This window comes from Streptomyces sp. PR69 (genome assembly GCF_026420845.1).
In the GTDB taxonomy this organism is placed as follows: domain Bacteria; phylum Actinomycetota; class Actinomycetes; order Streptomycetales; family Streptomycetaceae; genus Streptomyces.
In genome coordinates this window covers 40,328-65,695 of sequence record NZ_JAOWCB010000030.1, presented here as the reverse complement: position 1 = coordinate 65,695, position 25,368 = coordinate 40,328, and the positions used below count along the sequence as shown (strand labels likewise).

The window sequence follows — 25,368 nt, the reverse complement described above, 5'->3', positions numbered from 1 at the left end:
GACGACACCAAGGAGAAGCTCGGCAAGGCCGCCAACGTCCTGGGTGACATTAGCACCGCCACCGGCTACCTGGCAGCGGGTGCCTCGCTCATTCCGGGCGGCCAGGTGGCCGCGGGTATTCTGGGTGGTGTTTCGCTTGTCACAGGTGCTGCCAGCGCGGTCCTGAACGGAATGGCCTATGGCTTCACAAGCAAGGAGTTCATCGGATCCACGCTCGGGGTCGGTCTGGGCGTGGTCGGAATGCGCTTCAATAAAGTCATCGATGGCGCTTCCGGCCTGGCTCAATCGGCAGGAACTCAGGCGAAGAAGTTCGTCAACGACGTCGGATCGTCGGTATATTCGACAGTCACAAGCTGGTTTGACTGACCGACTAGCAATGAATGGTTGAGCTGTGGTGCCCGCATGAGCGGCGGGCACCACAGTAGTTGAAGGAGAGTACGTTGCAACCCCCAAATATTTCGACGGATACTTGGTGGATCATCGCCGCGATTGGCAGTGCGGTGTTCCTGGCAACTTGTGTCCCCCTCATGCCGACGCGGAAGTATAAGATCAGGGTGTCCTGTTTCCCGTTGCTGGGGGCATCTTTTCTTGCGGCGGCTGCCAACTTTAGGGGTCACGATCTAGAAACCTTGTTGTCTATTTATTCCCTGGGGGTGATCGTCATCCCTCTCGGGATCGTTGGGCGAGGCAAGGAGCTGAAGCAAGCAGCGGAACAAGCGGCGAATTCCGTCGGCGGACAGGCCCCCCCCGCACCTTTCAAACTGACAGCCCAGTTCTTGGCCGCAGCCCTCGTGGGCCTCCTCGTGTGGGCCTGGCTGCGCTGGGGCTGATCATGCACGGTCAACAAGGCCCGTGGCGCGCTCGGCCCACCCGAGCCGAGCTGAATCGCTGTGGGTCTTGATGGAGATCATCAAGACCCAGCAAGGGCGCCGATCATGGCTGCTCCCCGTGAGTACCCGACGAACTCGCTGCCGCGTTCCTCGGAACGTTTCTGGTGCGGGCGTGGCTCATGTGGGGTTGATGCCCATGGCCGTGATGAGGCGCTACCCCGGGTGTGGAGCCGTGTGGAAGGGGGCGCTTGCGGGGGTGGGCTGGTAGGGGCCGCCCAGGGTCCAGGCCTGGTGCATGGCGTCGGCGAACGACGCGGCCAGTTTGTGTTCGCCCGCCGGGCTGGGGTGGGTGCCGTCGTAGGTGTCGGTGGTGAGGGTGTACGACGGGGGGACCGAGGCCAGGAGGAGCGGGGACGCGGGGGTGGAGAGGTCCGCCGTCGTCTTGGCGAGGAGTTCGTTGAAGCGGGCGCACTCCGCGGCGAAGGGGGCGTCCGTCGCTGCGCGGATGTTGGGGATGACCGGGAGCAGCACCAGGCGGATGCGGGGGTTGGCCGCGCGGGCTTCGGTGATGAAGTGGTGGGTGTTGGCGATGGTTTGGGTGCTGTTGGTGTAGAAGCCGAGGTCTATCAGGCCCAGGGAGATCAGCAGGATGTCCGGCCGGGCGGCGGTCACCGCTTCGCGGATGGCCGGGGCCATGTGGAGCCAGCCTTCGCCCCAGCCGGCGAGGTGGCGGCGGGCCGGGGGCGGGAAGGCGGGGTCCGCGTAGGCGTCTGAGGTGGCGGCCGCCGTGGCGGGGTCGTACAGCGACGTGCGGGGGCCGACGATCTCGTACGGGCCGTCGGGCTGCCGGGACAGGTGCTGCCATATGCGGTAGCGCCAGGTGAAGTCGCCGGCGCTTCCGATGGTCATGCTGTCGCCGACGAACAGAAAACGCATGGGTAACATCCTCGCCGATCGTCGGCCGGCTCAGCGGTGTGAGGCCTGCCACGTGGACGGGGAGAGATAGGCGGTCAGTTCGCCTTTGCCGGGGAGCGGGGGGAGGGGATGGGCCCGCCAGGTCCTGGCGTAGTGCGGGACCGTGGCGTCCTCGCGGACGATGACCGCCATCGGCATACGGAGGGCCAGAGCCTGAAGGCCCTCCACCGTGATCGAGCCGTCGTGGCCGCCTGCCTGGCGGGAGGAGCAGCCCGCGCCGAAGCCGATGCGGACGTACTCCGTGCCGTTGACGACGCATGGGGGGCGTACGCCCAGGCGGTTCAGCTCGGCGGAGATGCGCGCGAAGGCGACCTGGTCCGTGCGGTAGCGGTGCATGACGTTCGACAGGATCAGGAACTGGATCGTCAGGTGGGCGGACAGGGCCACGACGAGGCCCGCGACGACCAGGGCCCGGGGGCGGGCGGCGCGGACCAGGCGCGTCAGGGCGTACGCCGTCGGCAGCGCCAGCAGGGCGTACGCCGGGAGCAGGAAGCGGGGCGCCGCATAGCCGATCAGCAGCAGATACGGGAAGGCCGCGAAGACGCCGGTGAGTGTGGCCACGAGGAGCGCGGTGCGGTGCGGGGTGCGGCGGGCCGCCAGGCAGCCGCCGACGACCAGCAGCGGGAGCGCGAAGAACCACAGGCCGGTCAGCGGGTCCCGCCACGGCACGTCGCAGGGGCGGCACAGCGTGCGGCCCGCCAGCGCCCGCACCTGGTCGTCGACCGCGAAGTACCAGCCCAGCTCGCCCTGGATCTCACTCGCGCGGTGCAGCCGCGTCAGCAGCCCGCCGTAGCTGAGGTACGCCTCCGCCACCCAGGGCGCGCAGCCGATCGCCCCGCCGGCCGCGAGCGCCAGCAGCAGCGCGGGGCGGTGTCGCCAGCGCCGTACGCACAGGGTTGCCACGGCGAGCGGGAGCGCCAGCCAGAACGCGTCGGCGGGACGGAGGAGGGCGGCGCCGGCGATGGCCGCGGCGAGGCCCGGCAGCGCCCAGCGTCGCCCGGCGGAGTTCCCGCCGCGGGGGCGCCAGCGGTCGGTGAGCGCCCGGACGGTGGAGGCTGTCGCGCCGTCGGTTGCGGCCTGTGGAGAAGGGGCCGTCTCGGTCGACGGGACCCCCGCCGCGCGCAGGAAGCAGGCCGTGGCGATGAGGCTCGCGTAGGCGACCCACAGATTGGGCATGACCTGCGGCCCGTACAGCAGCGTGACCCACAGGGTGGCGAACAGCGCCCCGGCGAGCGCCAGCACGCGCACCGGCAGCAGCGGCCGCCACAGCCAGAGGGACAGCAGCAGCGCGGCCCCGGACAGCACCGCCAGATAGACGCGCAGGACGGTGACGGACGACGTCAGTACGGTCACGGGGGCCACGAGGAAGGTGATGCCGCGGGCGCGCGGGGCGCTGAAGAACGCCGCCGGGGCGTCGGGGCTGACCTGGCTCACGTACACCGTCTCATCCCAGCCGAGCCCGGTCCCGGGGACGTTGAGCACAAGCTGGAGGACGGTGAACGCCCCGGCCACGGAGCCGAGCCAGCACAGGTCGCGCAGCCGGGACGGGGCGAGGAGGCGGGCGGCGGCGGTGGCGGTGGGTTCGGGGGGCGGGTGGCTGACGGCTGAGGTCTGGGTCATGGGCTTCCGGTGTGTGTCTGTTTTGTGGTGGTTTGGAGAGGATGCCTCCGGGGCGTCCAGGCGCGTGGGAGGACGCGCCGATACCGCGCCGACGCCCGGCCCCACACCCGGCCGGACGCCCGGCCCGATGCCCGGCCCGATGCCCGCCCCGACGCCCGGCCCGACGCCCGGCCGACACCGGCCGCCGGTGATGGCAGGCTGGGGGAATGCGTTCGCCTTCGTACGTCGCCGTCTCCGCCGCCCTCGCCGTCACTGTCACCGCCGCCGTGCTGACCGGGATCGCGGGTGGGACCGCGGCCGCCGACGACTCGTCCTTCACCATCAAGGACCCCCGGATCACGGAGTCCAGCGGCCTCGTCGCGAGCAAGCGGCACCCTGGCGTCTACTGGACGCACAACGACCAGGACGAGGGCCCCTACCTCTACGCCGTCGACTCACGCACCGGCGAGACCGTCGCACGGCTCGCCATGCGCGGGGTCGGCGAGCCGCGCGACATGGAAGCCGTCTCCATCGGGCCCGACGGCGACATCTACGTCGGCGACATCGGCGACAACTTCGGCGGCCGCTGGGACCACGTCTGGATCTACCGCTTCCCGGAGCCGGAGAAGCTCAGCCCGGAACTGACCGTGCAGGCCACGCAGTACACCGTCCAGTACGAGGACGGGGCTCGGGACGCCGAGGCGCTGATGGTGCACCCCTCCACCGGGCGCGTCTACATCGCCTCCAAGAACGAGGACGGCGGCGGGCTGTACGAGGGGCCCGCCACGCTCACCGCCGCCGGGACGAACGTCTTCCGCCGGATCGCCGAAGTCCCCTGGGTGACCGACGGCGCGTTCTCCCCCGACGGCGGCGAACTGCTGCTCCGCTCGTACTTCAGCGCCCGCGCGTACGAGTGGAAGGACGGCAGGCCCGGCGCCGACCGCCGGGTGCGCGCGCCGATCCAGCGGCAGGCGGAATCCGTCGCGTACACCCCTGACGGAAGCGCGCTGATGTTCGGCACGGAAGGGGCGCAGAGCACCGTCCAGCGCGTGGAGTTGGACGGCGGGAAACAGGGCGAGACGACGAGCTCGGGCGCGCCGGGGCAAGGCGGCGGCGGTACGGCCGAAGGGGGCGTGTCCTCCCTGGACGGCGGCGACCGGAATCTGACGTACGGACTCGTCGCCGCCGCGGGCCTCGGAGCCCTCGTCCTGTGGCTGCGCGGCATGCGCCGCAAGGGCTGAGCCGGGCGCGGAGGCGGTCGGTCAGTCCCGGGTGAGCGGGCGTACCTCGTAGTGGAGCGTTCGGTCCCGCTTCACCTTGTGCGCCAGCGGCACCAGCAGCCCGTGTGTGACGGGATACTTGCGCGCCAGCAGCTTCGCCGCGTGCGCGTTCTCCTCGCTGCCCTGGTCGAGCAGCCGGGCGCGGGCCTTGATCGGCGGGCCGGTCGGCGCGCCGCGCATCGTGGAGGGCGCGAGTTCGATCTCCGGGTCGTTCCGCATCCGCTTCGCCTTCCATGCCCTGGCGTAGGTGCGGACATAGGCGTGGTCGCCCTCGACGACGATGTTGACGGGTGTGCCGACGCCGGTGCCGTCCCGTTTATGGCTGGTCAGCAGGGCGGCCCACTGTTTGACGAAGGGCGTCAGGGCCGGCGTGCCGCCGCTGCCGCCTCCGTTCGTCTCTTCATGGCTCATGACTCCATGAAGACACGGCCCGGCGCGGACGTCATCCGCTAGCGGGCCCGGGGGGCTTCCAGCGGCTGAGCCGGTGAGGGGGATGAGTCCGGTGACCTTGGTGAGGCTCAGGGCTTCTTGGGCGCGGCCGCCTGGAGGAGAGCCTCGACGTCCAGCTTGACCTCCGCCCCGATCGACTCGGGGAGCGTGATCTGCTCGCCGGGGGCGTGGACGCGGTGGGTGTCGTACGTCCGCTCGGCGGGGTTCGGCTCGGTCAGGACGTGGATGCGGCCGTGCTTGCGGTTGACGATCACGTAGACGGGGATCTGCGCCTCGGCGTAGGCGGCCACCTTGTTGCGGAGGTCTTGCTGGTAGTTGGTGGAGGTGACTTCCAGGACCAGGCGGAAGCAGGCCGGGTCGTAGCAGTTGTTCTCGATGAGATGATCGTCGATGTCACATTCGACGATCGCGAGGTCAGGGACGGCGTAATCCTCCGATCCTCCGGGCAGCCAGAGGCCGACGCGCTGGAGGACGTCGTACTCGACGCCATACGGCTCCGCATCAAGCAGAGGGATCATGACGTCGGTCAGGACTCGGGCATGGGCGCTGTCAGGCAGCGGCGTCACGGTCAGCAGCCCGCCGATGATCTCCACACGGAAGCCGGGAAGCCGCTCCATCATGTAGTTGGCCGACTCAAGCAGGGTGGGGGACGCGCTGCGGGACACATGGCCTCCAGGGAGATTCTCTCTGGAGCATGGTCACGGGGAGCAGGGGCCTGCCGTGTCCGTTCTCCGTACGGTCACCTGTACGAGTGAGGGCCCGCCGTGGCGGCGGGCCCTCACCGGCAGTGCACGCAAAGCGTCAGAGGCGCTCGATCACATAGTCCACGCACGCCGTCAGGGCCTCGACGTCCGCCGGGTCGATCGCCGGGAACATCGCCACGCGCAGCTGGTTGCGGCCCAGCTTGCGGTACGGCTCCGTGTCCACGATGCCGTTGGCCCGCAGGGTCTTGGCGACCGCGGCGGCGTCGATCTCGTCCGCGAAGTCGATCGTGCCGATGACCTGGGAGCGCTTGGCCGGGTCCGTCACGAACGGGGTGGCGTGCTTGGAGGCGTCCGCCCAGGAGTAGAGCGCGCGGGAGGAGGTGGCGGTGCGGTTCGTCGACCAGTCCAGGCCGCCCTGGCCGTTCAGCCACTTCAGCTGCTCGTTGAGCAGGAAGAGGGTGGCCAGCGCCGGGGTGTTGTACGTCTGGTTCTTGCGCGAGTTGTCGATCGCGGTCGGCAGGCTGAAGAACTCCGGCACATGGCGGCCCGACGCGTGGATGCGTCCGGCCCGCTCCAGGGCCGCCGGGGAGAACACGCCGATCCACAGGCCGCCGTCCGAGGCGAAGGACTTCTGCGGGGCGAAGTAGTAGACGTCCGTCTGCGCGATGTCGACCGGCAGACCGCCCGCGCCCGAGGTGGCGTCCACCAGCACCAGCGCGCCCTCGTCCGCGCCGTCGACGCGCTTGATCGGGGCCGCGACGCCGGTGGAGGTCTCGTTGTGGGTGAAGGCGTAGACGTCGACGCCCGCCTCCGCCCGCGGCTCGGGGTGGGTGCCCGGCTCGGAGGAGATCACGGTGGGTTCGGCCAGCCAGGGCGCGAGCTTGGCCGCCTTGGCGAACTTGGACGAGAACTCGCCGAACGACAGATGCTGTGACTTGCCGTCGATCAGTCCGTGCGTCGCGATGTCCCAGAAGGCGGTGGAGCCGCCGTTGCCGAGGATCACCTCGTATCCCTCGGGGAGCGAGAACAGCTCCCGTACGCCCTCGCGCACCTCGCCGACCAGGTTCTTCACCGGGGCCTGGCGGTGGGACGTGCCGAGGAGAGAGGCACCCGTGGCGGCCAGCGCGTCCAGCGCCTCCGTGCGCACCTTGGAGGGGCCCGCGCCGAAACGGCCGTCGGCGGGCTTGATGTCAGCGGGAATCCGGATCTCAGCCACGAGCGCGAGCGTATCGGTTCTGCCGGGCGGGCGGGGAGGCGGTCCGGCGGCTGAGACGCATACGTACGCGCAGCTGAACGCGTACGCGCGGTCGGGGCGCCCCTTGGAGCCGCGCACGCTCGGCGGCCGCGCACGCTCCGCGGCCGCGCACGGCCCGGAGCCGCGCACACGCCCGAGCCGTCATGTCGTACGGCGGCCCGACAGCTTCCGCAGATGGTCCACCAGCGCGATCAGCACGAACTTGCTCGACGAGTGGTCGCGCGCGTCGAACTCCACCATCGGCACATCGTCCCCGAGCCCCAGCCCCGCGCGGATGCTCTCCTCGCCCTCGAAGGGCCCGCCGAAGTCATTGACGGCCACGATGAACGGCATCCCCAGATGCTCCAGCCGGTCGATCGCGGGCCAGGCGTCGGCCAGACACCGGGTGTCCACCAGGACCACCGCGCCGATCGTGCCGCTGAAGATGCGGTCCCACAGGAACCAGAAGCGTTCCTGCCCGGGTACGCCGAAGAGATGCAGGACCGTGTGGCCGCCCCCGACGGCGTCCGAGCCGCCGTCCAGGGTGATCCGGCCGAAGTCGAGCGCGACGGTGGTCGCGATCTTCCGCCGGATTCTCGCCGCCCTGCTCATACGCTCTTCCGTGTGCAGCGGGCGGATCTCGCTGACGGAGCGCACCATCGTCGTCTTGCCCACCCCGAAACCGCCCGCGACGACGATTTTCAGGGCATGGGGCGCGCGGGGCTGAGGCGTCGCGACGCGGGTCATCGCTGCTCGTCGGTGCCGGTCATCGGGTCTGGCCTTCCGGGGTGACGGGGCGTAGACGGGGTGTGTAGCGGGGCCGTGGTGTACAGCCGTGACAGTGGTGCGGTGGTGCGGTGGTGCCGTATTGCGGTTTGCGGTGCCGTATTGCGGTGCCGTGCGTCGCCGCACGAAGTGGGGGTCAATATAAAGGGGTTGCGGGCCGCCGGAGGCGGTTCTCGGCAGGGTCGGCATCGCCTCCCGGTGTGACGCTCCGCACGTGGGCATGCTGGGACACATGACGCAACAGCAGGCACTGGGCCCGGCGCACGGGCTGGCGGAGGAGCTGACGCGGGCCGTCCGGGGCCTGGTGGACTTCAGCGCCGCCGCCCGCGCGCTGACGACGATGGACGCCTCCAACTACCGGCGCGTCCCGGTCGGCGTCGTCGCCCCCCGCGATGCCGCCGACGTGGCCGCGGCGCTTGAGGTGTGCCGTGCGCACGCCACCCCCGTCGTGCCGCGCGGCGCGGGCACCTCCATCGCCGGACAGGCCACAGGCGTCGGCGTCGTCCTGGACTTCACCCGCCATATGGACTCGATCGTGGGAATCGATCCGGACGCGCGTACGGCGGTGGTGCAGCCGGGTCTCGTCCTTGACGAACTGCGGGACGCGGCACGCCCGTACGGGCTGACCTTCGGCCCCGACCCGTCCACGCACAGCCGCTGCACGCTCGGCGGGATGATCGGCAACAACTCCTGCGGCGCGCACTCCGTGGCCTGGGGCACCACGGCCGACAACGTCGCCGGGCTGGACGTGCTGACGTACGGGGGCGGCGCGCACCGCCTCGCGCGGGGCTTCAGCGGCGGGCCCGGCGGGGTGCGGGAGCTGGTCGAGGGGAATCTGGCACTGCTGCGGACCGGGTATCCCGAGGGCCTGCCGCGCTGTATCTCCGGCTATGCGCTGAACGCGCTGCTGCCGGAGAAGGGCGTCGATCTCGCACGGGCGTTCTGCGGCAGCGAGGGCACGCTGGGGGTGGTGACCGAGGCCATCGTGCGCCTGGTGGACGCGCCGCGCGCGCGGGCGCTCGCCGTGCTGGGCTACCCGGACGAGAGCGCGGCGGCCGAGGCCGCGGCGGGGCTGCTGCCGCTGGGGCCGCTGACCGTCGAGGGGATGGCCGAGGATCTGGTGCCGGGGGTGCGATCGCTGCCGCGCGGCGGCGCCTGGCTGTTCGTCGAGACCGGCGGGGACACGGCGGCCGGGGCGCGGGCGCGGGCGGAGGCCGTGGCGAAGGCGTCGGACGCGCTGGACACCGCCGTGGTGGACGACCCGGCCGCGATGCGGGCGCTGTGGCGCGTACGGGAGGACGCGTCCGGCACGGCCACCAGGACCCCGGACGGCGGCGAGGCCTGGCCCGGCTGGGAGGACTGCGCGGTGCCGCCCGCGCGGCTCGGCGCGTATCTGCGGGACTTCCGGGCGCTGCTGGCGGCGCATGGGCTGCGCGGCACGCCGTACGGGCACTTCGGCGACGGCTGCATCCATGTCCGCATCGACTTCGACCTGCTGAGCGCGGGCGGGGTCGCGCGGTTCCGGGCCTTCTCGGAGGAGATCGCGGAGCTGGTCGTCGCGCACGGCGGATCGCTGTCGGGGGAGCACGGCGACGGTCAGGCGCGGGCCGAGCTGCTGCCGAAGATGTACGGGGCCGAACTGGTCGGGCTCTTCGGCCGCTTCAAGGACCTGTGGGACCCGGACGGCGGGCTCAACCCCGGCATGCTGGCCCGGCCCGACCGGCTGGACGAGCATCTGCGCTTTGAGGTGCTGCCGCGGGAGCGGGTGGCCGTCGAGTTCGGCTATCCGGAGGACGGCGCGGGCGGCGGGGACTTCTCGGCGGCGGTGCGGCGGTGCGTCGGGGTCGCCAAATGCCGGGCCGCGGCCACCGGCGGCGGTCCTGAGGTGATGTGCCCGTCGTTCCGGGCGACGGGCGAGGAGATGCACTCCACGCGCGGGCGCGCGCGCCTGCTGCACGAGATGCTCGCGGGCGAGGTGGTGACCGACGGCTGGCGGTCCGAGGAGGTGCGTCAGGCGCTCGATCTGTGCCTGTCCTGCAAGGGCTGCCGCAGCGACTGCCCGGTGGGCGTGGACATGGCCACATACAAGGCGGAGTTCCTGCACCACCACTACGCGGGGCGGCCGCGGCCCGCCGCCCACTACGCGATGGGCCGGCTGCCTCAGTGGCTGCGGGCGGCCGCGCCGCTGGCGGGCGCGGTCAACGCGGCGGCGGGCGTACCGCCGCTCGCGGCGGTCGTGAAACGCCTCGGCGGGATCGCGCCGCAGCGGCAGCTGCCGCGGCTGGCGCGGGAGACCTTCCGGCGCTGGCTGCGCAGACGACAGCAGGGCCGGGAGACGGTGCTCGCCGAAGGCCGTACGGCGGTGCTGTGGCCCGACACCTTCACCGATCACCTCTCGCCGGAGGTGGGGCGCGCGGCGGTACGGGTGATGGAGGCGGCGGGCGTGGGGATCGTGCTGCCCCCGGGGCGGGTGTGCTGCGGGCTGACGTATGTCTCCACCGGCCAGCTCCACCGGGCGCGCACGGTCATGCGGCGCACCCTGGACACAGTGGAGCCGCTGCTCGATCTGGGCATGCCGGTGGTGGTGCTGGAGCCGAGCTGCGCGGCGGCGCTCACCACGGACCTCCCGGAACTGCTGACCGGCGACCCCCGCGCACGCCGCCTCGCGGCCCTGGTCCGCACCTTCGCCCAGGGCCTTGAGGAGTGCGCCCCGCCCGACTGGTTCCCGCCGCGCCTCGACCGCCCCGTCGTCGGCCAGACCCACTGCCACCAGCACGCGGTCCTCGGCGAGGCGGCCGAGCGCCGCCTGCGGGAACGGGCCGGACTGACGGGCGAGCTGAGCGGCGGCTGCTGCGGCCTCGCGGGCAACTTCGGCTTCGAGCGCGGCCACTTCGAGGTCTCCGCGGCCTGCGCGGAGGAACAGCTGCTGCCGTCGGTGCGGGCCGCGTCCCCCTCGGCCGCCGTCCTGGCCGACGGCTTCTCCTGCCGCACACAGCTTGCGCAGCTGGGCGGCGTGCGGGGGCGGCACCTGGCGGAGGTGCTGGCGGAGGCGCTGCCGGAGGCTCCGGCGGAGGCTCCGGCGGAGGGGGCGGCCCCGGGGGCGTCTCAGGGGCGTCAGACCTGAGAGGTACGTGCGGTCGGCACTCTCGAGGGACGCCGGCGGGGGCATTCGGCGGAAAGGATGGAGATACGCACGACCGACAAAGCATCTGAAAGCGAGCACAAGCCGTGAACCGCAAGTCCGCCCTCGCCGTCACCGCCGGAGCCGTCGCCGTCCTGGGCGTCGCCGCGGCCTTCGCCGTACCCGCCGCCGTGGACTGGTACGACAACCGTCACCAGGAGATATCCACCTACGCCAGCGGCGCCGAGGCCAAGAACGCGCGGACGTCCGTGCCGCGCTGGCTGCCGGACGACGCGACCTCCGTCAAGTACTCGATGAAGACCACTGGCGGCGAACGACTGCTCGTCGCCACCCTCGCCGACGGGGCGCTCCCCGCCGAATGCAAGCCGCTGAAGGGCTTCGCCCCCGCCGCCGAGATCGAGACGGACTGGTTCCCCAAGAACGTGGCCGACAAGGCCACCGCCAAGTGCGGCCTGTACTACGCCTTCACCGACGGCACCACCCTCACCGCCTGGTCCACCGACCAGGAGTGGCGTGACGCCCGAACGTCCTGATGCGGCCGCGCCGGCACGGCCTCAGGAGATATACGGCTCCGTCGAACCCAGACCGTGATCGATGCGCGCCCGAAGCGCCGGATGCACCGGGTGGCTGGCGGTCACGCCCAGGTGAGGCGTTGCCCGTCGGGGCCAACGTGCAGCCGCATACGGTCGGCAGGTGGGCGCCCGTCCGTCTGCCACTGCGTTACACGCTCGGTGATCTCGTCCCACAGGCGCGCCATGCCGCCCTGCCGGACCATCCACCGTCCGCCGTCTTGGAAGACAACCGCCCACGCCTCCGCGCCCACGTCGAGCACGACGTGTTCCGTCCGGCCGTCCCGTTCCAGCGTGAGCCGCTGAGCGCGCGGTGCGGCGAACTGCGCGACGAACCGGGCGGTCCAGTCGTCGAGCACATCCGCGCCCAGCTCCGCGGGCACCGCGTCGCCCTCGCTGAGGTTCGGCAGGACGCCCAGCGGGGGCGGAAGGTGGGGGCGGGCCAGCATGAACGAGACCTGTCCGCCGAGGACCGGGCCGCTGGCCGTTCCGTCGTCGGCGACCGTGAGCCGTACGAGTTCGGATGCGTGCATCCATCCGCCGACCGTGACCAGGACCTCACCTCCGGGCCGGGTCTGCGCGAGCCAGTCGGCTGGCACGGTGTGCACGCCGCAGGTGGCGATCACGCGGTCATACGGGCTGCCCTCCGTGCAGCCCGCCAGGCCGTCACCGACCACGCGGGCGGGCCAGTACCCGGCGCCCGCGAGCGCGATCCCGGCACGGGCGGACACCTCGGCGTCGACCTCCACCGTGGTCACGTTGTCCTCGCCGACGACCTGGCAGAGCAGCGCGGTTGAGTAGCCCGTGCCCGTGCCGATCTCAAGAACGCGCGTCCCCTCGGTCGCCCGCAGGTCTTCGAGCATCCGCACCACCAGACTCGGCAGGGTGGACGACGACGAGGGGGCCGCGGCGATGCGCCCCTCGACCTGGTCGGGGAAGACGCCCCCGGCCACCTGCGTCACGAGGGTGTCGTCTTCGTAGATCCGCGCGAGTCCTTCCGCGGAATCCCCGGCCGCGGGCCGGTACCAGCCGCCGTCTTCGTACTCGAACCAGCCGCGCGAGAGGAACGCCTCGCGGGGCACTGACATGACGGCCGCTTCCCATTCCGGGCTGCGCAAAGCACCGGTCTTGGACAGACGCCGCGCGAGGTCGGCCCGCAGGCATTCCGACGGCAGGGGGTCACTCATGCCGACTCACTCCGTTCTCCAACAGGTCTGCGATTGCGGTTGTGATCGGAAGTCCGGCCGCCTCTTCGAGCCACGCCCATTGGCCATTGGGGTTGCACTCCAGAAACCACCATCCGCCGTCCGCGGTCACGGCGAAGTCGAAAGCGCCGAAGTTCAGCCCGAAGGCGGCGAGGAACCGCACCAGCGCCCCGCGTATCCCGTCCGGGCAGGCGACCGCCCGGGTACGGGCGGTGCGTCCAACGCGCGACAGAGTCAAGCTAAGGCGGCTGCCGGGTGCGGCCTTTACGAGATGTACGGCTCCGCGGAGCCCAGACCGTGGTCGATACGCGCCCGAAGCGCCGGATGCACCGGGTAGCCGTCCAGTTCGGCCGGGGGCAGCCAGCGGACTTCCGCCGCTTCCGACGGGTCGGGTGCGATACGGCCCCCGACGACGCGGGCGCGAAGGCAGACGTTGATGGGCTGACGCACTTCATCGAGCCTGTCGCCGTGCCAGTAGGCGATGACGTGGTCCGGTGTCGAGAACACCCCGACGAGTCCGGTGATCTCGACCTCCAGGCCGGTCTCTTCGCGGCACTCCCGAACTCCCGCCTGCCCGACGGTCTCGCCCTTCTTGACACCGCCCGTGGGGATGGTCCACAGATCGTTGTCCACCCGCTTGAGCAGCAGCAGCCGCCCACGGTCGTCGCGGACGAACACGGACGCCGACGTCTTGCGGCTGGTCGGCTTGGGGGCGGCCGGGTCGCGCCAGTAGTCGATGCGGCGGGTGCGTTTGCTCATCGGGACTCCGTGACGACGATGCCAGCGGGCCGAACCCTGCCAGTTCCTCATTCCCTGGACCACAGCCCCGCCCCTACTCTGACCGAAACGGCACACGGAGAAGGGGCACCATGGACATCCCCGACGGTCTCAGCACCGGTGAACGCATCCGACTCCTCCGGGAATCCCGGGGCATGTCCCGAGCCGTGCTCGCCGGCATGTGCGGCCGAGGCCCCGACTGGCTCAAGAAGATCGAGTCAGGCGAGCGGGAGCTGCGCGCCAACCACCTCGTACTGCGTCTGGCCGCCGCGCTCCAGCTCTCCGACGCCTCCGTGCTGACCGGCTCGACACGAGTCGGCCAGACGGTGCCGACAGGCCGTCTTCAGCATCCGGCCATGCCCGCGATCTGGGATGCCGTCATGAACAGGCGTCTCTCCCTCAACGCGCCTGCAACGCAGCCCGATGTGGCCGGGCTGCGGGGGCGCGTCGACCAGACGTGGCGGCTCTGGCACACCTCAAGCCACAATCGCACCGAGGTCCTCAAGTTGCTGCCCGCGCTGATCCGGGACACCGAGAACGCGACACGGGCACTCGACGGCGACCAGCGCCGCGCCGCGCTTGTCGCGGTCTCGGACGTCTACCGCCTCACCGGGCAGGCCACCGCCTACATCGCCCCCGCGGAGCTGGCCTGGGTGGTTGCCGACCGGGCCATGGCGGCCGCGCAGGATGCGGACCAACCGGCCGCGATCGCCGCTGCGGCCTGGAACATGGGCAACATCCTGCGTGAGACCGCGTATCCGGACGAAGCCCTTCGGGTGGTGACGGAGGCCGCCGATCTGATCCGGTCTCATCTCGACGACGCTCCGGATGACTGGCGCGGCATCTATGGCGCGCTCCAGCTGCACGCCGCCGTCACGGCAGCGCGCGACGGCAGGTCGGGAGACGCTTGGCGTTACTGGGGCGCCGGCGACCAGGTCGCGAAGTCCCTGCCCGCCTCGTACGTTCACCCCTCCACCGTGTTCGGCCGGGCAAACGTCGACTTCCACGAGATCAGCGTGGCGGTCGATCTGAAGACCAGTCGCCAGGCGCTTTCCGCGGCGAACGACATCGACCCGGACGAGATGCCCTCGGTGGAGCGGCGAGCGCGCCTGTGGGTGGAGGTCGCCCGCGGGCATCTGCAACGGGGCGACCACACGGCCGCGCTGCATGTGATGCAGCTCGCGCACCAGATCGGGGCCGAGACGGTCGAGTACACGCCGTCCGCTCGTACGACGGTGGCCGATCTGTGGCGGGAAGTGCCTCGGGCGCTGCGCCCGGAGGCGGCGAGGCTGGCGGAGCGGATCGGTCTGCGCGAAGCAGGGTAGGGGGACGCCGGGGGCAACGGGGACGCTCCGTCCCCGTTACCACGTGGTATTGCTCGTACGGTGACGGCCCGTCAACGCCGATACCTGGAGGGCCGATGGCCACACCTTGGCATGCCTCACGGCGTCCGGACATGTCGCCCACGGGCGATGCCGACACCGGAGAGATCCGCGTACCACTGGACTTGTGGTGCGTCGACAGGCCGCAAGGCCAAGCCGATCTCGTCCTCACTCGCATCGAGGCCGAGCACCTGTACGCACATCTGTCCCGTCTGCTGAACCAGTCCCGGCTGTCGAAGGCCGTGGACTGCAACGTCGAGATCCGCAACCACCCGCACACCGCAAGGAGCGACGCATGAACCCCGCAGCCAGCCCGGCGATGCTCAGTACGACGGGGATGCGGGCCGACGCCGAGCGGTTGCTGGCCTGCACCGGCGATGTGCCGGCGTACGACGGGCTGCATGAGCTGACGCTGCGGCTGCGCGGGCACCTCATGTGGCTCGTCCCCGTCGTGACCGAACGGATCACCGCCTACCCGCGCAACGACGACACCCTGGCCGCCGCGCTGGGCGGCGTCGCCCGGGCGCGCTGGCGGCTTGACGAGCAGCTGACCGGCGCCAGCCTCGCCGAGGCCGTCGACTACGCCCAGCGGCTCGCCCGTACGGTGCTCGCGCTCACCGGTCATCTGGCCCAGCTTGAGCAGGGCCAGAGAGGGGAGCCGTGAAACGTTAGGTACGGCGGTCCGTCGTCACCTCGTGGGCCAGGGTGGACAGTTGGGGGAGCGCCGGGTGGGCCGGGCCCTGGCGGTGGGCCAGGAGGACCGGGATGTGGGGGGCGTCCGGGAGCGGGCGGTAGGTGACGCCCGGATACGGGTGGAGCGCCGCCGTCGAGGTGCCCGAGACGCCCGCGCCGCGGCCCGCCGCGATCGCGGTGAGCCAGTCGTCCGTGTTGGCGACGGTCAGCACGGCGGCCGGGCGGGCGGAGGGCGGCCACAGGTCGAGGGTCGTCGTGCCGGAGACCGGGTTGAGGATCACAGGGAGCGCCGCGAGGTCGGTGAGCGTGAGCGACGGGCGCTCCGCCAGGGGGTGATCGGAGGGGAGCGCCGCGACGCGGGGCTCCGTGAAGAGCAGCTCGGTGACCAGGCCGGGGACGTCCGCCGGGCCCCGCAGCACCGCCGCGTCCACCTCGCCGCGCGTCAGCCCCGCCGTGATGTCGTCGATGCGGAGCAGCTCAAGCGGGGTCTCCGGGTGCTCCTGCTGCCAGCGGCGCAGCAGCGGCGTGGTGTACGGGCCGAGCGCCGACCAGGCGTGCCCGAGCCGCAGCGGCCAGCGGCGCAGCCGCCCCGTGTCGAGCGCCTCGTCGAACGCGGCCACCGCGGCCGCCGCCTTGTCACGGAAGGCCCTGCCCTCCGCCGTGAGGGCCACATGGTGGGTGGAGCGGTCCACGAGCCGTACGCCCAGGGCCCGTTCCAGCGCGGCCAGCGTGCGGGACACCGCGGGCTGGGTGATGCCGAGCCGGTGCGCCGCGCGGGTCACGCTCGACTCCTCCGCCACGGCGAGGAAGCACCGCAGATGACGCACCTCCATGCTCATGTTTACCGAGCATAACCGCAGACCAATAGACATTTCACTGCCGACGCGGCAATCCCTACGGTAGGGCGGGTGAACAGCGAGACAGCGACGAGGAGCGCGGCCGAGCCCGCGCGGGCGCACCAGCACATGGAGCGGGCCGGGACACGGCGCGGCGGGCCGTGTCTCGGGCCCGTCTCGCTTGTCGTCGCCGGCGCCCTGTCCGTGCAGTTCGGGGCGGCCGTCGCCGTGCTGCTGATGCCGCGCGCCGGGGCCCTCGGCGTCGTCACCCTGCGCCTCGGCCTCGCCGCCCTGGTGATGCTCGCCGTCTGCCGCCCCCGGCTGCGCGGGCACTCGCGCGCCGACTGGGGCACGGTCGTCGCCTTCGGCGCGGCCATGGCCGCCATGAACACGCTCTTCTATCAGGCGGCCGACCGCATCCCCCTCGGCGCGGCCGTCACCTTCGAGGTGCTGGGCCCGCTCGCCCTCTCCGTCATCGTCTCCCGGCGCTGGGTGAACCTCGTGTGGGCGGGGCTCGCCCTGGGCGGCGTGCTGCTGCTCAGCGGCGGCGGCTTCGACCGCCTCGACCCCGTCGGCGCGGCCTTCGCGCTTGCCGCGGGCGCGATGTGGGCCGCGTACATCGTCTTCAGCGCCCGCACCGGCCGCCGCTTCCCGCAGGCGGACGGGCTGGCGCTGGCCATCGGCGTCGCCGCGCTGCTCACCCTGCCGCTGGGCGTCGCCGAGGCCGGGACGACGCTGATCACGCCCGCGATCCTCGGTCTCGGCCTCGCGGTCGCGCTGCTGTCGTCCGTCCTGCCGTACACGCTTGAACTGCTCGCCCTGCGCCGGCTGCCGGCCTCCACCTTCGCCGTGCTGATGAGCCTTGAGCCGGCGATAGCCGCCGGAGCCGGATTCCTGGTGCTGCATCAAGCCCTGTCGCTCACCGATGCGCTGGCGATCGCGCTGGTCATCGCGGCGAGCATGGGGGCGGTGCGGACACAGGTGGCCGGAAAGGGCTAGAAATCAAAGCAAGCATGCTTGCTTGTTTTTCGCGGCGCTGCCATGCTCCGGGGCACTGACGCCGTGCCCGAGGGAGCGCCTCGTGTCCGATCCCGCCGCCGTGCCCGCCGCGCCTGGTGTTTCCCCCCGCGCCTGGTCTCGCCGTCGCCGTCCTCGACGATCTGCGGCAGGAGAGCCGTGAGCTCGACCGGCTGGCAGCGGAGCTGAGCCCCGAGCGCTGGCGCGCCGCCACGCCCGCCCCCGGCTGGACGGTCGCCCACCAGATCGCCCACCTGGCCTGGACCGACGCCGCCGCGCTGCTCGCCGCCACCGACCCCCACGCCTTCGCCGCCGAGGTGGAAAAGGCCCTCGCCGCGCCCGAGTCGTTCGTCGACGAAGGCGCGCGGGCCGGGGCCGCCGCGCCGCCCGGCGAACTCCTCGCCCGCTGGCGAGAGGGGCGCGAACGACTCCAGCACGCCCTGCGCGCGGCCCCGCCGGACGCCCGGCTGCCCTGGTACGGCCCGCCCATGGGCGTCGCCTCCATGGCGAGCGCCCGGCTGATGGAGACCTGGGCGCACGGCCAGGACATCGCCGACGCTCTCGGAGCCGTACGCACCCCGACCGCGCGGCTGCGGCATGTGGCCCGCATCGGCGTCCGGACGCGCGACTATGCGTACGGGGCGCGGGGGCTGACCCCGCCCGCGGACGCCTTCCGCGTCGAGCTGACCGCCCCGGACGGTACGGAGGTGTGGGAGTACGGCCCCGAGGACGCGCCCCAGCGCGTGACCGGCCCCGCCGTCGACTTCTGCCTCCTCGTCACCCAGCGCTCCCACCGCGCCGACCTCGCCCTGCGCGCCGAAGGCCCGGACGCCGACCGCTGGCTGGACATCGCCCAGGCCTTCGCGGGCCCGGCGGGCCCCGGCCGCCCGCCGAAGGGGTCCATATGACGGACCCCGTCCTCCGGATCGGCAACGCCTCCGGCTTCTACGGCGACCGCTTCGACGCCATGCGCGAGATGCTCGACGGCGGCGAGCTGGACGTCCTCACCGGGGACTACCTCGCCGAGCTGACCATGCTCATCCTCGGCCGGGACCGGCTCAAGGACCCCCGCCTCGGCTACGCCAAGACCTTTCTCCGCCAGCTTGAGCAGTGCCTCGGCCTCGCCCTCGACCGCGGGGTGCGGATCGTCGCCAACGCGGGCGGGCTGAACCCCGCCGGACTCGCCGACGCCGTGCGCGGCCTCGCCGAGCGCCTCGGCGTCCCCGCCCGCGTCGCCCATGTCGAAGGCGACGACCTGCTGGCGCGCGGCCGCTGGGGCGCGGGTGTGCTCACCGCCAACGCCTATCTGGGCGGGGCCGGGATCGCCGCGTGTCTGCGCGCCGGGGCGGACATCGTCGTCACCGGCCGGGTCACGGACGCGGCCCTGGTCACAGGCCCGGCCGCCGCGCACTTCGGCTGGGGGCCCGAGGAGTACGACGCCCTGGCCGGGGCCGTCGTCGCGGGCCATGTCCTGGAGTGCGGCACCCAGGCCACCGGCGGCAACTACGCCTTCTTCGCCGGACACGACGCCCGCGCCCTGCGCCGCCCCGGCTTCCCCCTCGCCGAGCTGCACGCCGACGGCTCCTGTGTCATCACCAAGCACCCCGGCACCGGCGGTCTCGTCGACGTCGGCACCGTCACCGCCCAGCTGCTGTACGAGACCGGAGGCGCGCGCTACGCCGGCCCGGACGTCACCGCCCGCCTCGACACCGTACGGCTGGAGCCGGACGGGCCGGACCGGGTGCGGATCTCCGGCGTACGCGGCGAGGCCCCGCCCCCCACCCTCAAGGTCGGCCTCAACCGCATCGGGGGCTGGCGCAACGAGGTCGTGTTCGTCCTCACCGGCCTCGACATCGAGGCCAAGGCCCAACTGGTGCGCGACCAGCTCGAAGACGCCTTCGCCGCGGACGGCGGCCGACAGCGGCCCGCGCATGTGCACTGGGAACTCGCCCGCACCGAACGGGAGAACGGCGACACCCAGGAGCGCGCCAGCGCCTATCTGCGGCTCGTCGTCCGCGACGGCGACCCGGAGAAGGTGGGCAGGGCCGTCAGCGGCGCGGCCGTCGAGCTGGCGCTCGCCAGCTACCCCGGCTTCCATGTCACCGCCCCGCCCGGCAAGGGCGCGCCGTACGGCGTCTTCGAGGCGCGGTATGTCGACGCGGGCGAGGTCACGCATACGGCGGTGCTGCCCGACGGGGAGCGGGTGACCGTGCCGCCTCCCGTCCGCACGGAGCCGGCCGCCCCCGTGCGCCCGCCCGCCGGGCCGTCCGGATCGCCGCTGCCCGCTGGGCCGTCCGGATCGCCGCTGCCCGGCCCGCCGCCGCCCGTCGCGCTGCCCGGCCCGCTGCCGTCCGTCTGGCCGTCGGGCCCGCCGCTGCCCGTGGCGTTGCCGCCCGCCGCACTGCCCGGCCCGCTGCCGCCCGTTGCACTGCCCGACCCGCTGCCGCCGGGCCCGTGCCGGGCCGCGCCCCTCGGCCTCGTCGCGGGCGCACGCAGCGGCGACAAGGGCGGCGACGCCAACGTCGGGGTGTGGGCGCGCTCCGACGCCGCCTGGCGCTGGCTGGCGCACGAGCTGACCGAGGACCGCTTCCGCGCGCTGCTCCCGGAGACCGCGGGACTCACCGTCGTACGCCATGTGCTGCCCAATCTGCGCGCCCTCAACTTCGTCGTCGAGGGCATCCTCGGCGAAGGCGTCGCCGCGCAGGCGCGCTTCGACCCGCAGGCCAAGGCGCTGGGTGAGTGGCTGCGTTCGCGGTACGTCGACATACCGGAGGTGCTGCTGTGACGGCCATAGACGTCAGAGGCGCGGAGTACGCCGCCAACCGCGAGGCCATGCTCGCCAAGCTCGCCGACCTCGAAGCCGAGCACGCCAAAGCGCTCGCGGGCGGCGGCGAGAAGTACCGCGCCCGCCACCGCGACCGCGGCAAACTGCTCGCCCGCGAACGCGTCGAGCTGCTCCTCGACCCGGACACGCCCTTCCTCGAACTGTCCCCGCTCGCCGCCTGGGGCAGCGACTACCCGGTCGGCGCGTCCATGGTCACCGGCATCGGCGTCGTCGAGGGCGTCGAGTGCGTGATCACCGCCAACGACCCGACCGTGCGGGGCGGCGCGTCCAACCCCTGGACCCTGAAAAAGGCCCTGCGCGCCAACGAGATCGCCTTCGCCAACCGGCTGCCGTGCATCTCGCTCGTCGAGTCGGGCGGGGCGGATCTGCCGTCCCAGAAGGAGATCTTCATCCCCGGTGGGGCGCTCTTCCGGGATCTCACCCGGCTCTCCGCGGCCGGGATACCGACGATCGCCGTCGTCTTCGGCAACTCCACGGCCGGAGGAGCGTACGTCCCTGGCATGTCCGACCACGTCATCATGGTCAAGGAGCGGTCGAAGGTCTTCCTCGGCGGGCCGCCGCTGGTGAAGATGGCGACCGGCGAGGAGAGCGACGACGAGTCGCTGGGCGGCGCGCAGATGCACGCCCGCACCTCCGGACTCGCGGACTACTTCGCCCTCGACGAGCCCGGCGCGCTGCGGCAGGCCCGGCGTGTGGTCGCCCGGCTCAACTGGCGCAAGGCGCACCCGGAGCCGCCGCACCCCGTCGTGCCGCCGCGGTGCGACCCCGAGGAGCTGCTCGGGATCGTGCCCGGCGATCTGCGCACCCCGTTCGACCCGCGCGAGGTGATCGCGCGGATCGTCGATGGCGCTGACGGTGCTGACGGCGCTGACGGCGCCGGCGCTTCGTACGGTTCGGTCTTCGACGAGTTCAAGCCCCTGTACGGGCCGAGCCTGGTGACGGGATGGGCGCGGCTCGCCGGGTATCCCCTCGGGGTGCTCGCCAATGCGCAGGGCGTGCTGTTCAGCGAGGAGTCGCAGAAGGCGGCGCAGTTCATCCAGCTCGCCAACCAGCGCGATGTGCCGCTGCTCTTTCTGCACAACACCACCGGCTACATGGTCGGCAAGGAGTACGAGCAGGGCGGGATCGTCAAACACGGCGCGATGATGATCAACGCGGTGTCGAACTCGCGCGTGCCGCATCTGAGCGTGCTGCTGGGCGCGTCATACGGGGCCGGGCACTACGGCATGTGCGGACGCGCCTACGATCCCCGTTTTCTGTTCGCCTGGCCGAGCGCCAAGTCCGCGGTGATGGGACCGCAGCAGCTCGCGGGCGTGCTGTCGATCGTGGCGCGCCAGTCGGCGGCTGCCAAGGGGCAGCCGTTTGACGACAAAGCTGCGGAGGCGGACGCGGCACTCCGCCAGATGGTGGAGCAGCAGATCGAGTCCGAGTCGCTGCCGATGTTCCTGTCCGGGCGGCTGTACGACGACGGGGTGATCGACCCGCGTGATACGCGGACCGTGCTGGGGCTGTGCCTGTCGGCGATCCACACCGCGCCGGTGGAGGGTGCGCGGGGCGGCTTCGGCGTCTTCCGGATGTGAGGGGGAGTGACGGTGATTCGTTCTGCGCTGGGCTCCGCGCTGGGCCCTGCACTGGGCTCTGTACTGGTCGCGAACCGCGGGGAGATCGCCTGCCGGGTTTTCCGCACCTGCCGGGAGCTGGGCGTCGGCACGGTCGCCGTGTTCTCGGACGCGGACGCGGCGGCGCTGCATGTGCGGGAAGCGGATACGGCGGTACGGCTGCCGGGGGCCGCGCCCTCGGAGACGTATCTGCGGGGCGATCTGATTGTCGAGGCGGCGCTGGCGGCGGGCGCGGACGCGGTGCATCCGGGGTACGGGTTCCTGTCCGAGAACGCGGATTTCGCGCGGGCGGTCGAGGACGCCGGGCTGGTGTGGATCGGGCCGCCGCCGGCCGCGATCGAGGCGATGGCCTCGAAGACGCGGGCGAAGCAGCTGCTGGGGCTCGCGCCCCTGGACCCGGCCTCGCTGACCGAGGACGATCTGCCGGTGCTGGTGAAGGCGGCGGCGGGCGGCGGCGGCCGGGGCATGCGGATCGTCCGCGAACTGTCCCTGCTGGGCGGGGAACTGGCCGCGGCCCGGGCGGAGGCGGAGTCGGCGTTCGGCGACGGCGAGGTGTTCGTCGAGCCGTATGCCGAACGGGGGCGGCATGTCGAGGTGCAGATCGTCGCGGACGCGTACGGGACGGTGTGGGCGCTGGGCACGCGGGACTGCTCCCTCCAGCGCCGCCACCAGAAGGTCATCGAGGAGGCCCCGGCGCCGGGGTTGCCGGAGGGGCTGGCCGCCGAGGTGTGCGGGACGGCGGTGCGGGTGGCGCGGGCGGTGGGGTACCGGGGGGTGGGGACGGTCGAGTTCCTCGTCTCGCCCGAGGGCCGGGCGCACTTCCTGGAGATGAACACGCGGCTCCAGGTGGAGCACCCGGTGACGGAGGCGGTGTACGGGCTCGACCTCGTCGCCCTCCAGCTCCGCCTCGCGGAGGGCGCGGCCCTGGCGGAGGCTCCGCCGGCCGCGTACGGCCACGCGGTGGAGGCGCGGCTGTACGCGGAGGACGCGGGGCGGGGCTGGACCCCGACGTCTGGCGCGCTGCACGCGCTGTGCTTCCCCACCCACCCGCCCTCATCTGTTGGCGGCTCCGCCCCCAACCCCCCTGGCGGCTCCGCCGCCAACGCCCTCGGCGGCTCCGCCGCCTGGGCGAGCCCAGCACGGAACAGGGGCAGCACCTCGGGCCGCCCCGCTGCCCTGGCAGGCTCGGTTGGCGGTTCGGTTGCCGGCACAGGCGGGGACGCGGACGTCGCTGCCTCGGCGCGCGGCACCCCGGCCAGCACGAGCACCCCCGAGGCGCTTCCCTGGGTGCGGGTGGACGCCGGATATGCCGCGGGGGACGTCGTCGGGGTGCACTACGACGCCATGGTGGCGAAGGTGATCGCGTGGGGGGCCACACGGGAGGAGGCCGTGCGGCGGCTGGCGGATGTGCTGCGGCGGGGGCGGGTGCATGGGCCGGTGACCAACCGGGAGGTGCTCGTACGGTCGCTGGAGCATGCGGAGTTCCGCGAGGGGCGGATGGACACCCGGTTCTACGAGCGGAACCTGGAGGAGCTCACCGCGTCCGCGGAGGGGGAGCGGCATGCGGCGATCGCCGCCGCGCTCGCGGACGCGGCGCGGCGGGGCGGCGCGGGCCCGGGGGCGTGGCGGAATCTGCCGTCGCAGCCGCAGGCGAAGACGTACGGCGAGTACACGGTCCGGTATCACCGCACCCGTGACGGCGGGTACCGGCTCGTGGACGAACCGCGTGTGCGCGTCGCGGGGGTGACGCCCGAGACCGTACGGCTGGAGGTCGACGGGGTCGTCCGGCGGTACGACGTCAGCGTGTACGACGGTGCGCCGGAGCGGGTGTACGTCGACTCGGTTGGCGTCGGCAGCCACACCCTCCCCGTCCGCCCCCGCTTCCCCGACGCCCAGGCCCGCACCGAACCCGGCTCGCTGCTCGCCCCCATGCCCGGCACCGTCGTGCGCGTCGGCGAGGGGCTCAAGGCCGGGGCGCACGTACGGGCCGGGCAGCCGCTCGTCTGGCTGGAGGCCATGAAGATGGAGCACCGCATCGACGCTCCCGCCTCCGGCACGCTCACCGCACTCCACGCCGTCCCCGGCCGTCAGGTCGAGGTCGGTGAGCTTCTCGCCGTCGTCGATGAAGTACGGGACGAGATACGGGACGAAGTACGGGACCACGCACAGGAGGACGAACCATCGTGAACCTGATCCTGGAAACGGAAGAGCACACCGCACTCCGCACCGCCGTCGCCGCCCTCGGCCGCCGCCACGGCCGCGGCTGCGACCCCGAAGCCCTCTGGCAGGAGGCCGCCAAACTCGGCTACCTCGGCGTCAACCTCCCGGAGGAGCACGGCGGCGGAGGCGGCGGCATCGCCGAGCTGTCCATCGTCCTGGAGGAGCTGGGGGCCGCGGGCTGCCCGCTGCTGATGATGATCGTCTCGCCTGCCATCTGCGGCACCGTCATCGCCCGCTTCGGCACCGAGGACCAGCGCCGCGCCTGGCTCCCCGGCCTCGCGGACGGCTCCCGCACGATGGCGTTCGGCATCACCGAGCCCGACGCCGGGTCGAACTCCCACCGCATCACCACCACCGCGCGCCGCGACGCAGACGGCCGCGCAGACGGCGGCTGGATTCTCACCGGGCGCAAGGTGTTCATATCCGGCGTGGACATCGCCGACGCCACCCTCGTCGTCGGCCGCACCGAGGACGCCCGCACCGGGAAGCTCAAGCCGTGCCTGTTCATCGTCCCGCGCGACGCCCCCGGCTTCACCCGCTCGCGCATCGACATGGAACTGCACGCCCATGAGAAGCAGTTCGAGCTGGTCCTCGACGATGTCCGACTGCCCGCGGACGCTCTTGTGGGCGAGGAGGACGCGGGGCTGCTCCAGCTGTTCGCCGGGCTCAACCCGGAGCGCATCATGACCGCCGCGTTCGCCGTCGGCATGGGCCGGTACGCGCTGGACCAGGCCATCGCGTACGCACGCGAGCGGCAGGTCTGGCAGACCCCCATCGGCGCGCACCAGGCCATCGCCCACCCCCTCGCCCAGGCGCATATCGAGCTGGAACTCGCCCGGCTGATGATGCAGAAGGCCGCCGCCCTCTACGACGCGGGCGACGACATCGCGGCGGGCGAGGCCGCGAATATGGCCAAGTACGCGGCGGGCGAGGCCTGTGTGAAGGCCGTGGACCAGGCCGTGCACACTCTCGGCGGCAACGGCCTCACCCGCGAGTACGGCCTCGCCTCCCTCGTCACCGCCGCACGCGTCTCCCGCATCGCGCCCGTCAGCCGGGAGATGATCCTCAACTACGTGTCCCATCAGACCCTGGGTCTCCCCAAGTCGTACTGACGCACGACATCCTGGCCGTCCGCACTGTCACCGTCGCACTGTCACCGCCCGCACTGCCCTCACCGACAAGCACCGCCCTCACAGACCAAGGGG

23 protein-coding genes are annotated in these 25,368 nt (G+C 72.3%); 13 read left to right on the top strand and 10 right to left on the bottom strand.

The annotated features are described in order from the left end of the window. Nucleotides 1–366: hypothetical protein (locus OF819_RS23520; protein ID WP_416370608.1), on the top strand; the 366-nt coding region annotated here is incomplete at its 5' end. A 677-nt stretch (nucleotides 367–1,043) separates the two neighbouring features. Here the strand turns inward: OF819_RS23520 and OF819_RS23515 are convergent. Further along, nucleotides 1,044–1,766: a GDSL-type esterase/lipase family protein gene (locus tag OF819_RS23515; protein WP_267245605.1), complete on the bottom strand. Its 723-nt coding sequence runs from the start codon at nucleotides 1,764–1,766 to the stop codon at nucleotides 1,044–1,046. Between the two features lie 30 nt (nucleotides 1,767–1,796). Next, entirely contained in the window at nucleotides 1,797–3,425 is a 1,629-nt protein-coding gene (locus OF819_RS23510; protein WP_267245604.1) for a hypothetical protein, read from the bottom strand. A 206-nt stretch (nucleotides 3,426–3,631) separates the two neighbouring features. Between OF819_RS23510 and OF819_RS23505 the strand changes: the two genes are divergently transcribed. Continuing rightward, on the top strand, nucleotides 3,632–4,645 hold the full coding sequence (locus OF819_RS23505) for a WD40 repeat domain-containing protein (protein WP_267245603.1): 1,014 nt from the start codon (nucleotides 3,632–3,634) through the stop codon (nucleotides 4,643–4,645). 21 nt (nucleotides 4,646–4,666) lie between these two features. On the opposite strand, the gene OF819_RS23500 is transcribed toward OF819_RS23505, so the two are convergent. From OF819_RS23500 to OF819_RS23485, 4 genes are all read right to left on the bottom strand, one after another. Beyond that, nucleotides 4,667–5,095: a PPOX class F420-dependent oxidoreductase gene (locus tag OF819_RS23500; protein WP_267245602.1), complete on the bottom strand. Its 429-nt coding sequence runs from the start codon at nucleotides 5,093–5,095 to the stop codon at nucleotides 4,667–4,669. A 107-nt stretch (nucleotides 5,096–5,202) separates the two neighbouring features. Next, nucleotides 5,203–5,751 (bottom strand): Uma2 family endonuclease, encoded by a 549-nt coding sequence (locus OF819_RS23495; protein WP_267245614.1) that lies wholly within the window; start codon nucleotides 5,749–5,751, stop codon nucleotides 5,203–5,205. Between the two features lie 184 nt (nucleotides 5,752–5,935). After that, nucleotides 5,936–7,054: a phosphoserine transaminase gene (serC, locus tag OF819_RS23490; protein ID WP_267245601.1), complete on the bottom strand. Its 1,119-nt coding sequence runs from the start codon at nucleotides 7,052–7,054 to the stop codon at nucleotides 5,936–5,938. A gap of 180 nt (nucleotides 7,055–7,234) precedes the next feature. After that, a complete protein-coding gene (locus OF819_RS23485; protein WP_267245600.1) occupies nucleotides 7,235–7,819 on the bottom strand; it encodes a GTP-binding protein in 585 nt (194 codons plus the stop codon). A 271-nt stretch (nucleotides 7,820–8,090) separates the two neighbouring features. On the opposite strand from OF819_RS23485, the gene OF819_RS23480 reads away from it, so the two are divergent. Together OF819_RS23480 and OF819_RS23475 are read left to right on the top strand one after the other, a co-directional pair. Beyond that, nucleotides 8,091–10,982 carry an FAD-binding and (Fe-S)-binding domain-containing protein gene (locus OF819_RS23480; protein WP_267245599.1) on the top strand — a complete coding sequence of 964 codons (2,892 nt, stop codon included), beginning with the start codon at nucleotides 8,091–8,093 and terminating at the stop codon, nucleotides 10,980–10,982. Nucleotides 10,983–11,086: 104 nt separating this feature from the next. After that, on the top strand, nucleotides 11,087–11,533 hold the full coding sequence (locus OF819_RS23475) for a hypothetical protein (RefSeq protein ID WP_267245598.1): 447 nt from the start codon (nucleotides 11,087–11,089) through the stop codon (nucleotides 11,531–11,533). A gap of 101 nt (nucleotides 11,534–11,634) precedes the next feature. On the opposite strand, the gene tgmC is transcribed toward OF819_RS23475, so the two are convergent. From tgmC to OF819_RS23460, 3 genes are read right to left on the bottom strand one after another with little or no spacing between them, the layout of a single operon-like run. Further along, nucleotides 11,635–12,756 (bottom strand): ATP-grasp peptide maturase system methyltransferase, encoded by a 1,122-nt coding sequence (gene tgmC / locus OF819_RS23470; RefSeq protein WP_267245597.1) that lies wholly within the window; start codon nucleotides 12,754–12,756, stop codon nucleotides 11,635–11,637. After that, nucleotides 12,749–13,012 carry a hypothetical protein gene (locus OF819_RS23465; protein WP_416370607.1) on the bottom strand — a complete coding sequence of 88 codons (264 nt, stop codon included), beginning with the start codon at nucleotides 13,010–13,012 and terminating at the stop codon, nucleotides 12,749–12,751. The genes tgmC and OF819_RS23465 overlap by 8 nt, the downstream gene beginning before the upstream one ends. Nucleotides 13,013–13,038: 26 nt before the next feature. After that, the gene (locus tag OF819_RS23460) at nucleotides 13,039–13,533 is read right to left on the bottom strand and encodes an NUDIX domain-containing protein (protein ID WP_267245596.1); all 495 of its coding nucleotides are present in this window, start codon (nucleotides 13,531–13,533) and stop codon (nucleotides 13,039–13,041) included. Nucleotides 13,534–13,643: 110 nt separating this feature from the next. On the opposite strand from OF819_RS23460, the gene OF819_RS23455 reads away from it, so the two are divergent. From OF819_RS23455 to OF819_RS23445, 3 genes are all read left to right on the top strand, one after another. Beyond that, nucleotides 13,644–14,876 carry a helix-turn-helix domain-containing protein gene (locus tag OF819_RS23455; RefSeq protein ID WP_267245595.1) on the top strand — a complete coding sequence of 411 codons (1,233 nt, stop codon included), beginning with the start codon at nucleotides 13,644–13,646 and terminating at the stop codon, nucleotides 14,874–14,876. A 95-nt stretch (nucleotides 14,877–14,971) separates the two neighbouring features. Further along, the gene (locus OF819_RS23450) at nucleotides 14,972–15,232 is read left to right on the top strand and encodes a hypothetical protein (protein WP_267245594.1); all 261 of its coding nucleotides are present in this window, start codon (nucleotides 14,972–14,974) and stop codon (nucleotides 15,230–15,232) included. Continuing rightward, nucleotides 15,229–15,597 carry a DUF6415 family natural product biosynthesis protein gene (locus OF819_RS23445; protein ID WP_267245593.1) on the top strand — a complete coding sequence of 123 codons (369 nt, stop codon included), beginning with the start codon at nucleotides 15,229–15,231 and terminating at the stop codon, nucleotides 15,595–15,597. Before OF819_RS23450 ends, OF819_RS23445 begins: the two co-directional genes overlap by 4 nt. 4 nt (nucleotides 15,598–15,601) lie before the next feature. Here the strand turns inward: OF819_RS23445 and OF819_RS23440 are convergent, their stop codons facing one another. Continuing rightward, nucleotides 15,602–16,498, bottom strand: a complete 897-nt coding sequence (locus OF819_RS23440) for a LysR family transcriptional regulator (protein WP_267245592.1) — start codon at nucleotides 16,496–16,498, stop codon at nucleotides 15,602–15,604. A gap of 93 nt (nucleotides 16,499–16,591) precedes the next feature. Between OF819_RS23440 and OF819_RS23435 the strand changes: the two genes are divergently transcribed. The 6 genes from OF819_RS23435 (at nucleotide 16,592) to OF819_RS23410 (ending at nucleotide 25,275) form a co-directional block, all read left to right on the top strand. Further along, a complete protein-coding gene (locus tag OF819_RS23435; protein ID WP_267245613.1) occupies nucleotides 16,592–17,461 on the top strand; it encodes an EamA family transporter in 870 nt (289 codons plus the stop codon). 116 nt (nucleotides 17,462–17,577) lie between these two features. Beyond that, nucleotides 17,578–18,387 carry a TIGR03084 family metal-binding protein gene (locus tag OF819_RS23430; RefSeq protein WP_267245591.1) on the top strand — a complete coding sequence of 270 codons (810 nt, stop codon included), beginning with the start codon at nucleotides 17,578–17,580 and terminating at the stop codon, nucleotides 18,385–18,387. Beyond that, nucleotides 18,384–20,264 (top strand): acyclic terpene utilization AtuA family protein, encoded by a 1,881-nt coding sequence (locus tag OF819_RS23425; RefSeq protein ID WP_267245590.1) that lies wholly within the window; start codon nucleotides 18,384–18,386, stop codon nucleotides 20,262–20,264. Before OF819_RS23430 ends, OF819_RS23425 begins: the two co-directional genes overlap by 4 nt. Then, the gene (locus tag OF819_RS23420) at nucleotides 20,261–21,904 is read left to right on the top strand and encodes an acyl-CoA carboxylase subunit beta (RefSeq protein WP_323748960.1); all 1,644 of its coding nucleotides are present in this window, start codon (nucleotides 20,261–20,263) and stop codon (nucleotides 21,902–21,904) included. The genes OF819_RS23425 and OF819_RS23420 overlap by 4 nt, the downstream gene beginning before the upstream one ends. 12 nt (nucleotides 21,905–21,916) lie before the next feature. Next, nucleotides 21,917–24,130 (top strand): biotin carboxylase N-terminal domain-containing protein, encoded by a 2,214-nt coding sequence (locus OF819_RS23415; protein ID WP_323748959.1) that lies wholly within the window; start codon nucleotides 21,917–21,919, stop codon nucleotides 24,128–24,130. Continuing rightward, nucleotides 24,127–25,275 (top strand): acyl-CoA dehydrogenase family protein, encoded by a 1,149-nt coding sequence (locus tag OF819_RS23410; RefSeq protein ID WP_267245589.1) that lies wholly within the window; start codon nucleotides 24,127–24,129, stop codon nucleotides 25,273–25,275. The genes OF819_RS23415 and OF819_RS23410 overlap by 4 nt, the downstream gene beginning before the upstream one ends. Nucleotides 25,276–25,368: the final 93 nt, after the last annotated feature.

Coding starts and splice junctions, on each gene's coding strand:
- OF819_RS23515 (WP_267245605.1), bottom strand. CDS start 1,766: ATGCGTTTTCTGTTCGTCGGCGACAGCATGACCATCGGAAGCGCCGGC.
- OF819_RS23510 (WP_267245604.1), bottom strand. CDS start 3,425: ATGACCCAGACCTCAGCCGTCAGCCACCCGCCCCCCGAACCCACCGCC.
- OF819_RS23505 (WP_267245603.1), top strand. CDS start 3,632: ATGCGTTCGCCTTCGTACGTCGCCGTCTCCGCCGCCCTCGCCGTCACT.
- OF819_RS23500 (WP_267245602.1), bottom strand. CDS start 5,095: ATGAGCCATGAAGAGACGAACGGAGGCGGCAGCGGCGGCACGCCGGCC.
- OF819_RS23495 (WP_267245614.1), bottom strand. CDS start 5,751: ATGGAGCGGCTTCCCGGCTTCCGTGTGGAGATCATCGGCGGGCTGCTG.
- OF819_RS23485 (WP_267245600.1), bottom strand. CDS start 7,819: ATGACCCGCGTCGCGACGCCTCAGCCCCGCGCGCCCCATGCCCTGAAA.
- OF819_RS23480 (WP_267245599.1), top strand. CDS start 8,091: ATGACGCAACAGCAGGCACTGGGCCCGGCGCACGGGCTGGCGGAGGAG.
- tgmC (WP_267245597.1), bottom strand. CDS start 12,756: ATGAGTGACCCCCTGCCGTCGGAATGCCTGCGGGCCGACCTCGCGCGG.
- OF819_RS23460 (WP_267245596.1), bottom strand. CDS start 13,533: ATGAGCAAACGCACCCGCCGCATCGACTACTGGCGCGACCCGGCCGCC.
- OF819_RS23455 (WP_267245595.1), top strand. CDS start 13,644: ATGGACATCCCCGACGGTCTCAGCACCGGTGAACGCATCCGACTCCTC.
- OF819_RS23450 (WP_267245594.1), top strand. CDS start 14,972: ATGGCCACACCTTGGCATGCCTCACGGCGTCCGGACATGTCGCCCACG.
- OF819_RS23445 (WP_267245593.1), top strand. CDS start 15,229: ATGAACCCCGCAGCCAGCCCGGCGATGCTCAGTACGACGGGGATGCGG.
- OF819_RS23440 (WP_267245592.1), bottom strand. CDS start 16,498: ATGTCTATTGGTCTGCGGTTATGCTCGGTAAACATGAGCATGGAGGTG.
- OF819_RS23435 (WP_267245613.1), top strand. CDS start 16,592: ATGGAGCGGGCCGGGACACGGCGCGGCGGGCCGTGTCTCGGGCCCGTC.
- OF819_RS23425 (WP_267245590.1), top strand. CDS start 18,384: ATGACGGACCCCGTCCTCCGGATCGGCAACGCCTCCGGCTTCTACGGC.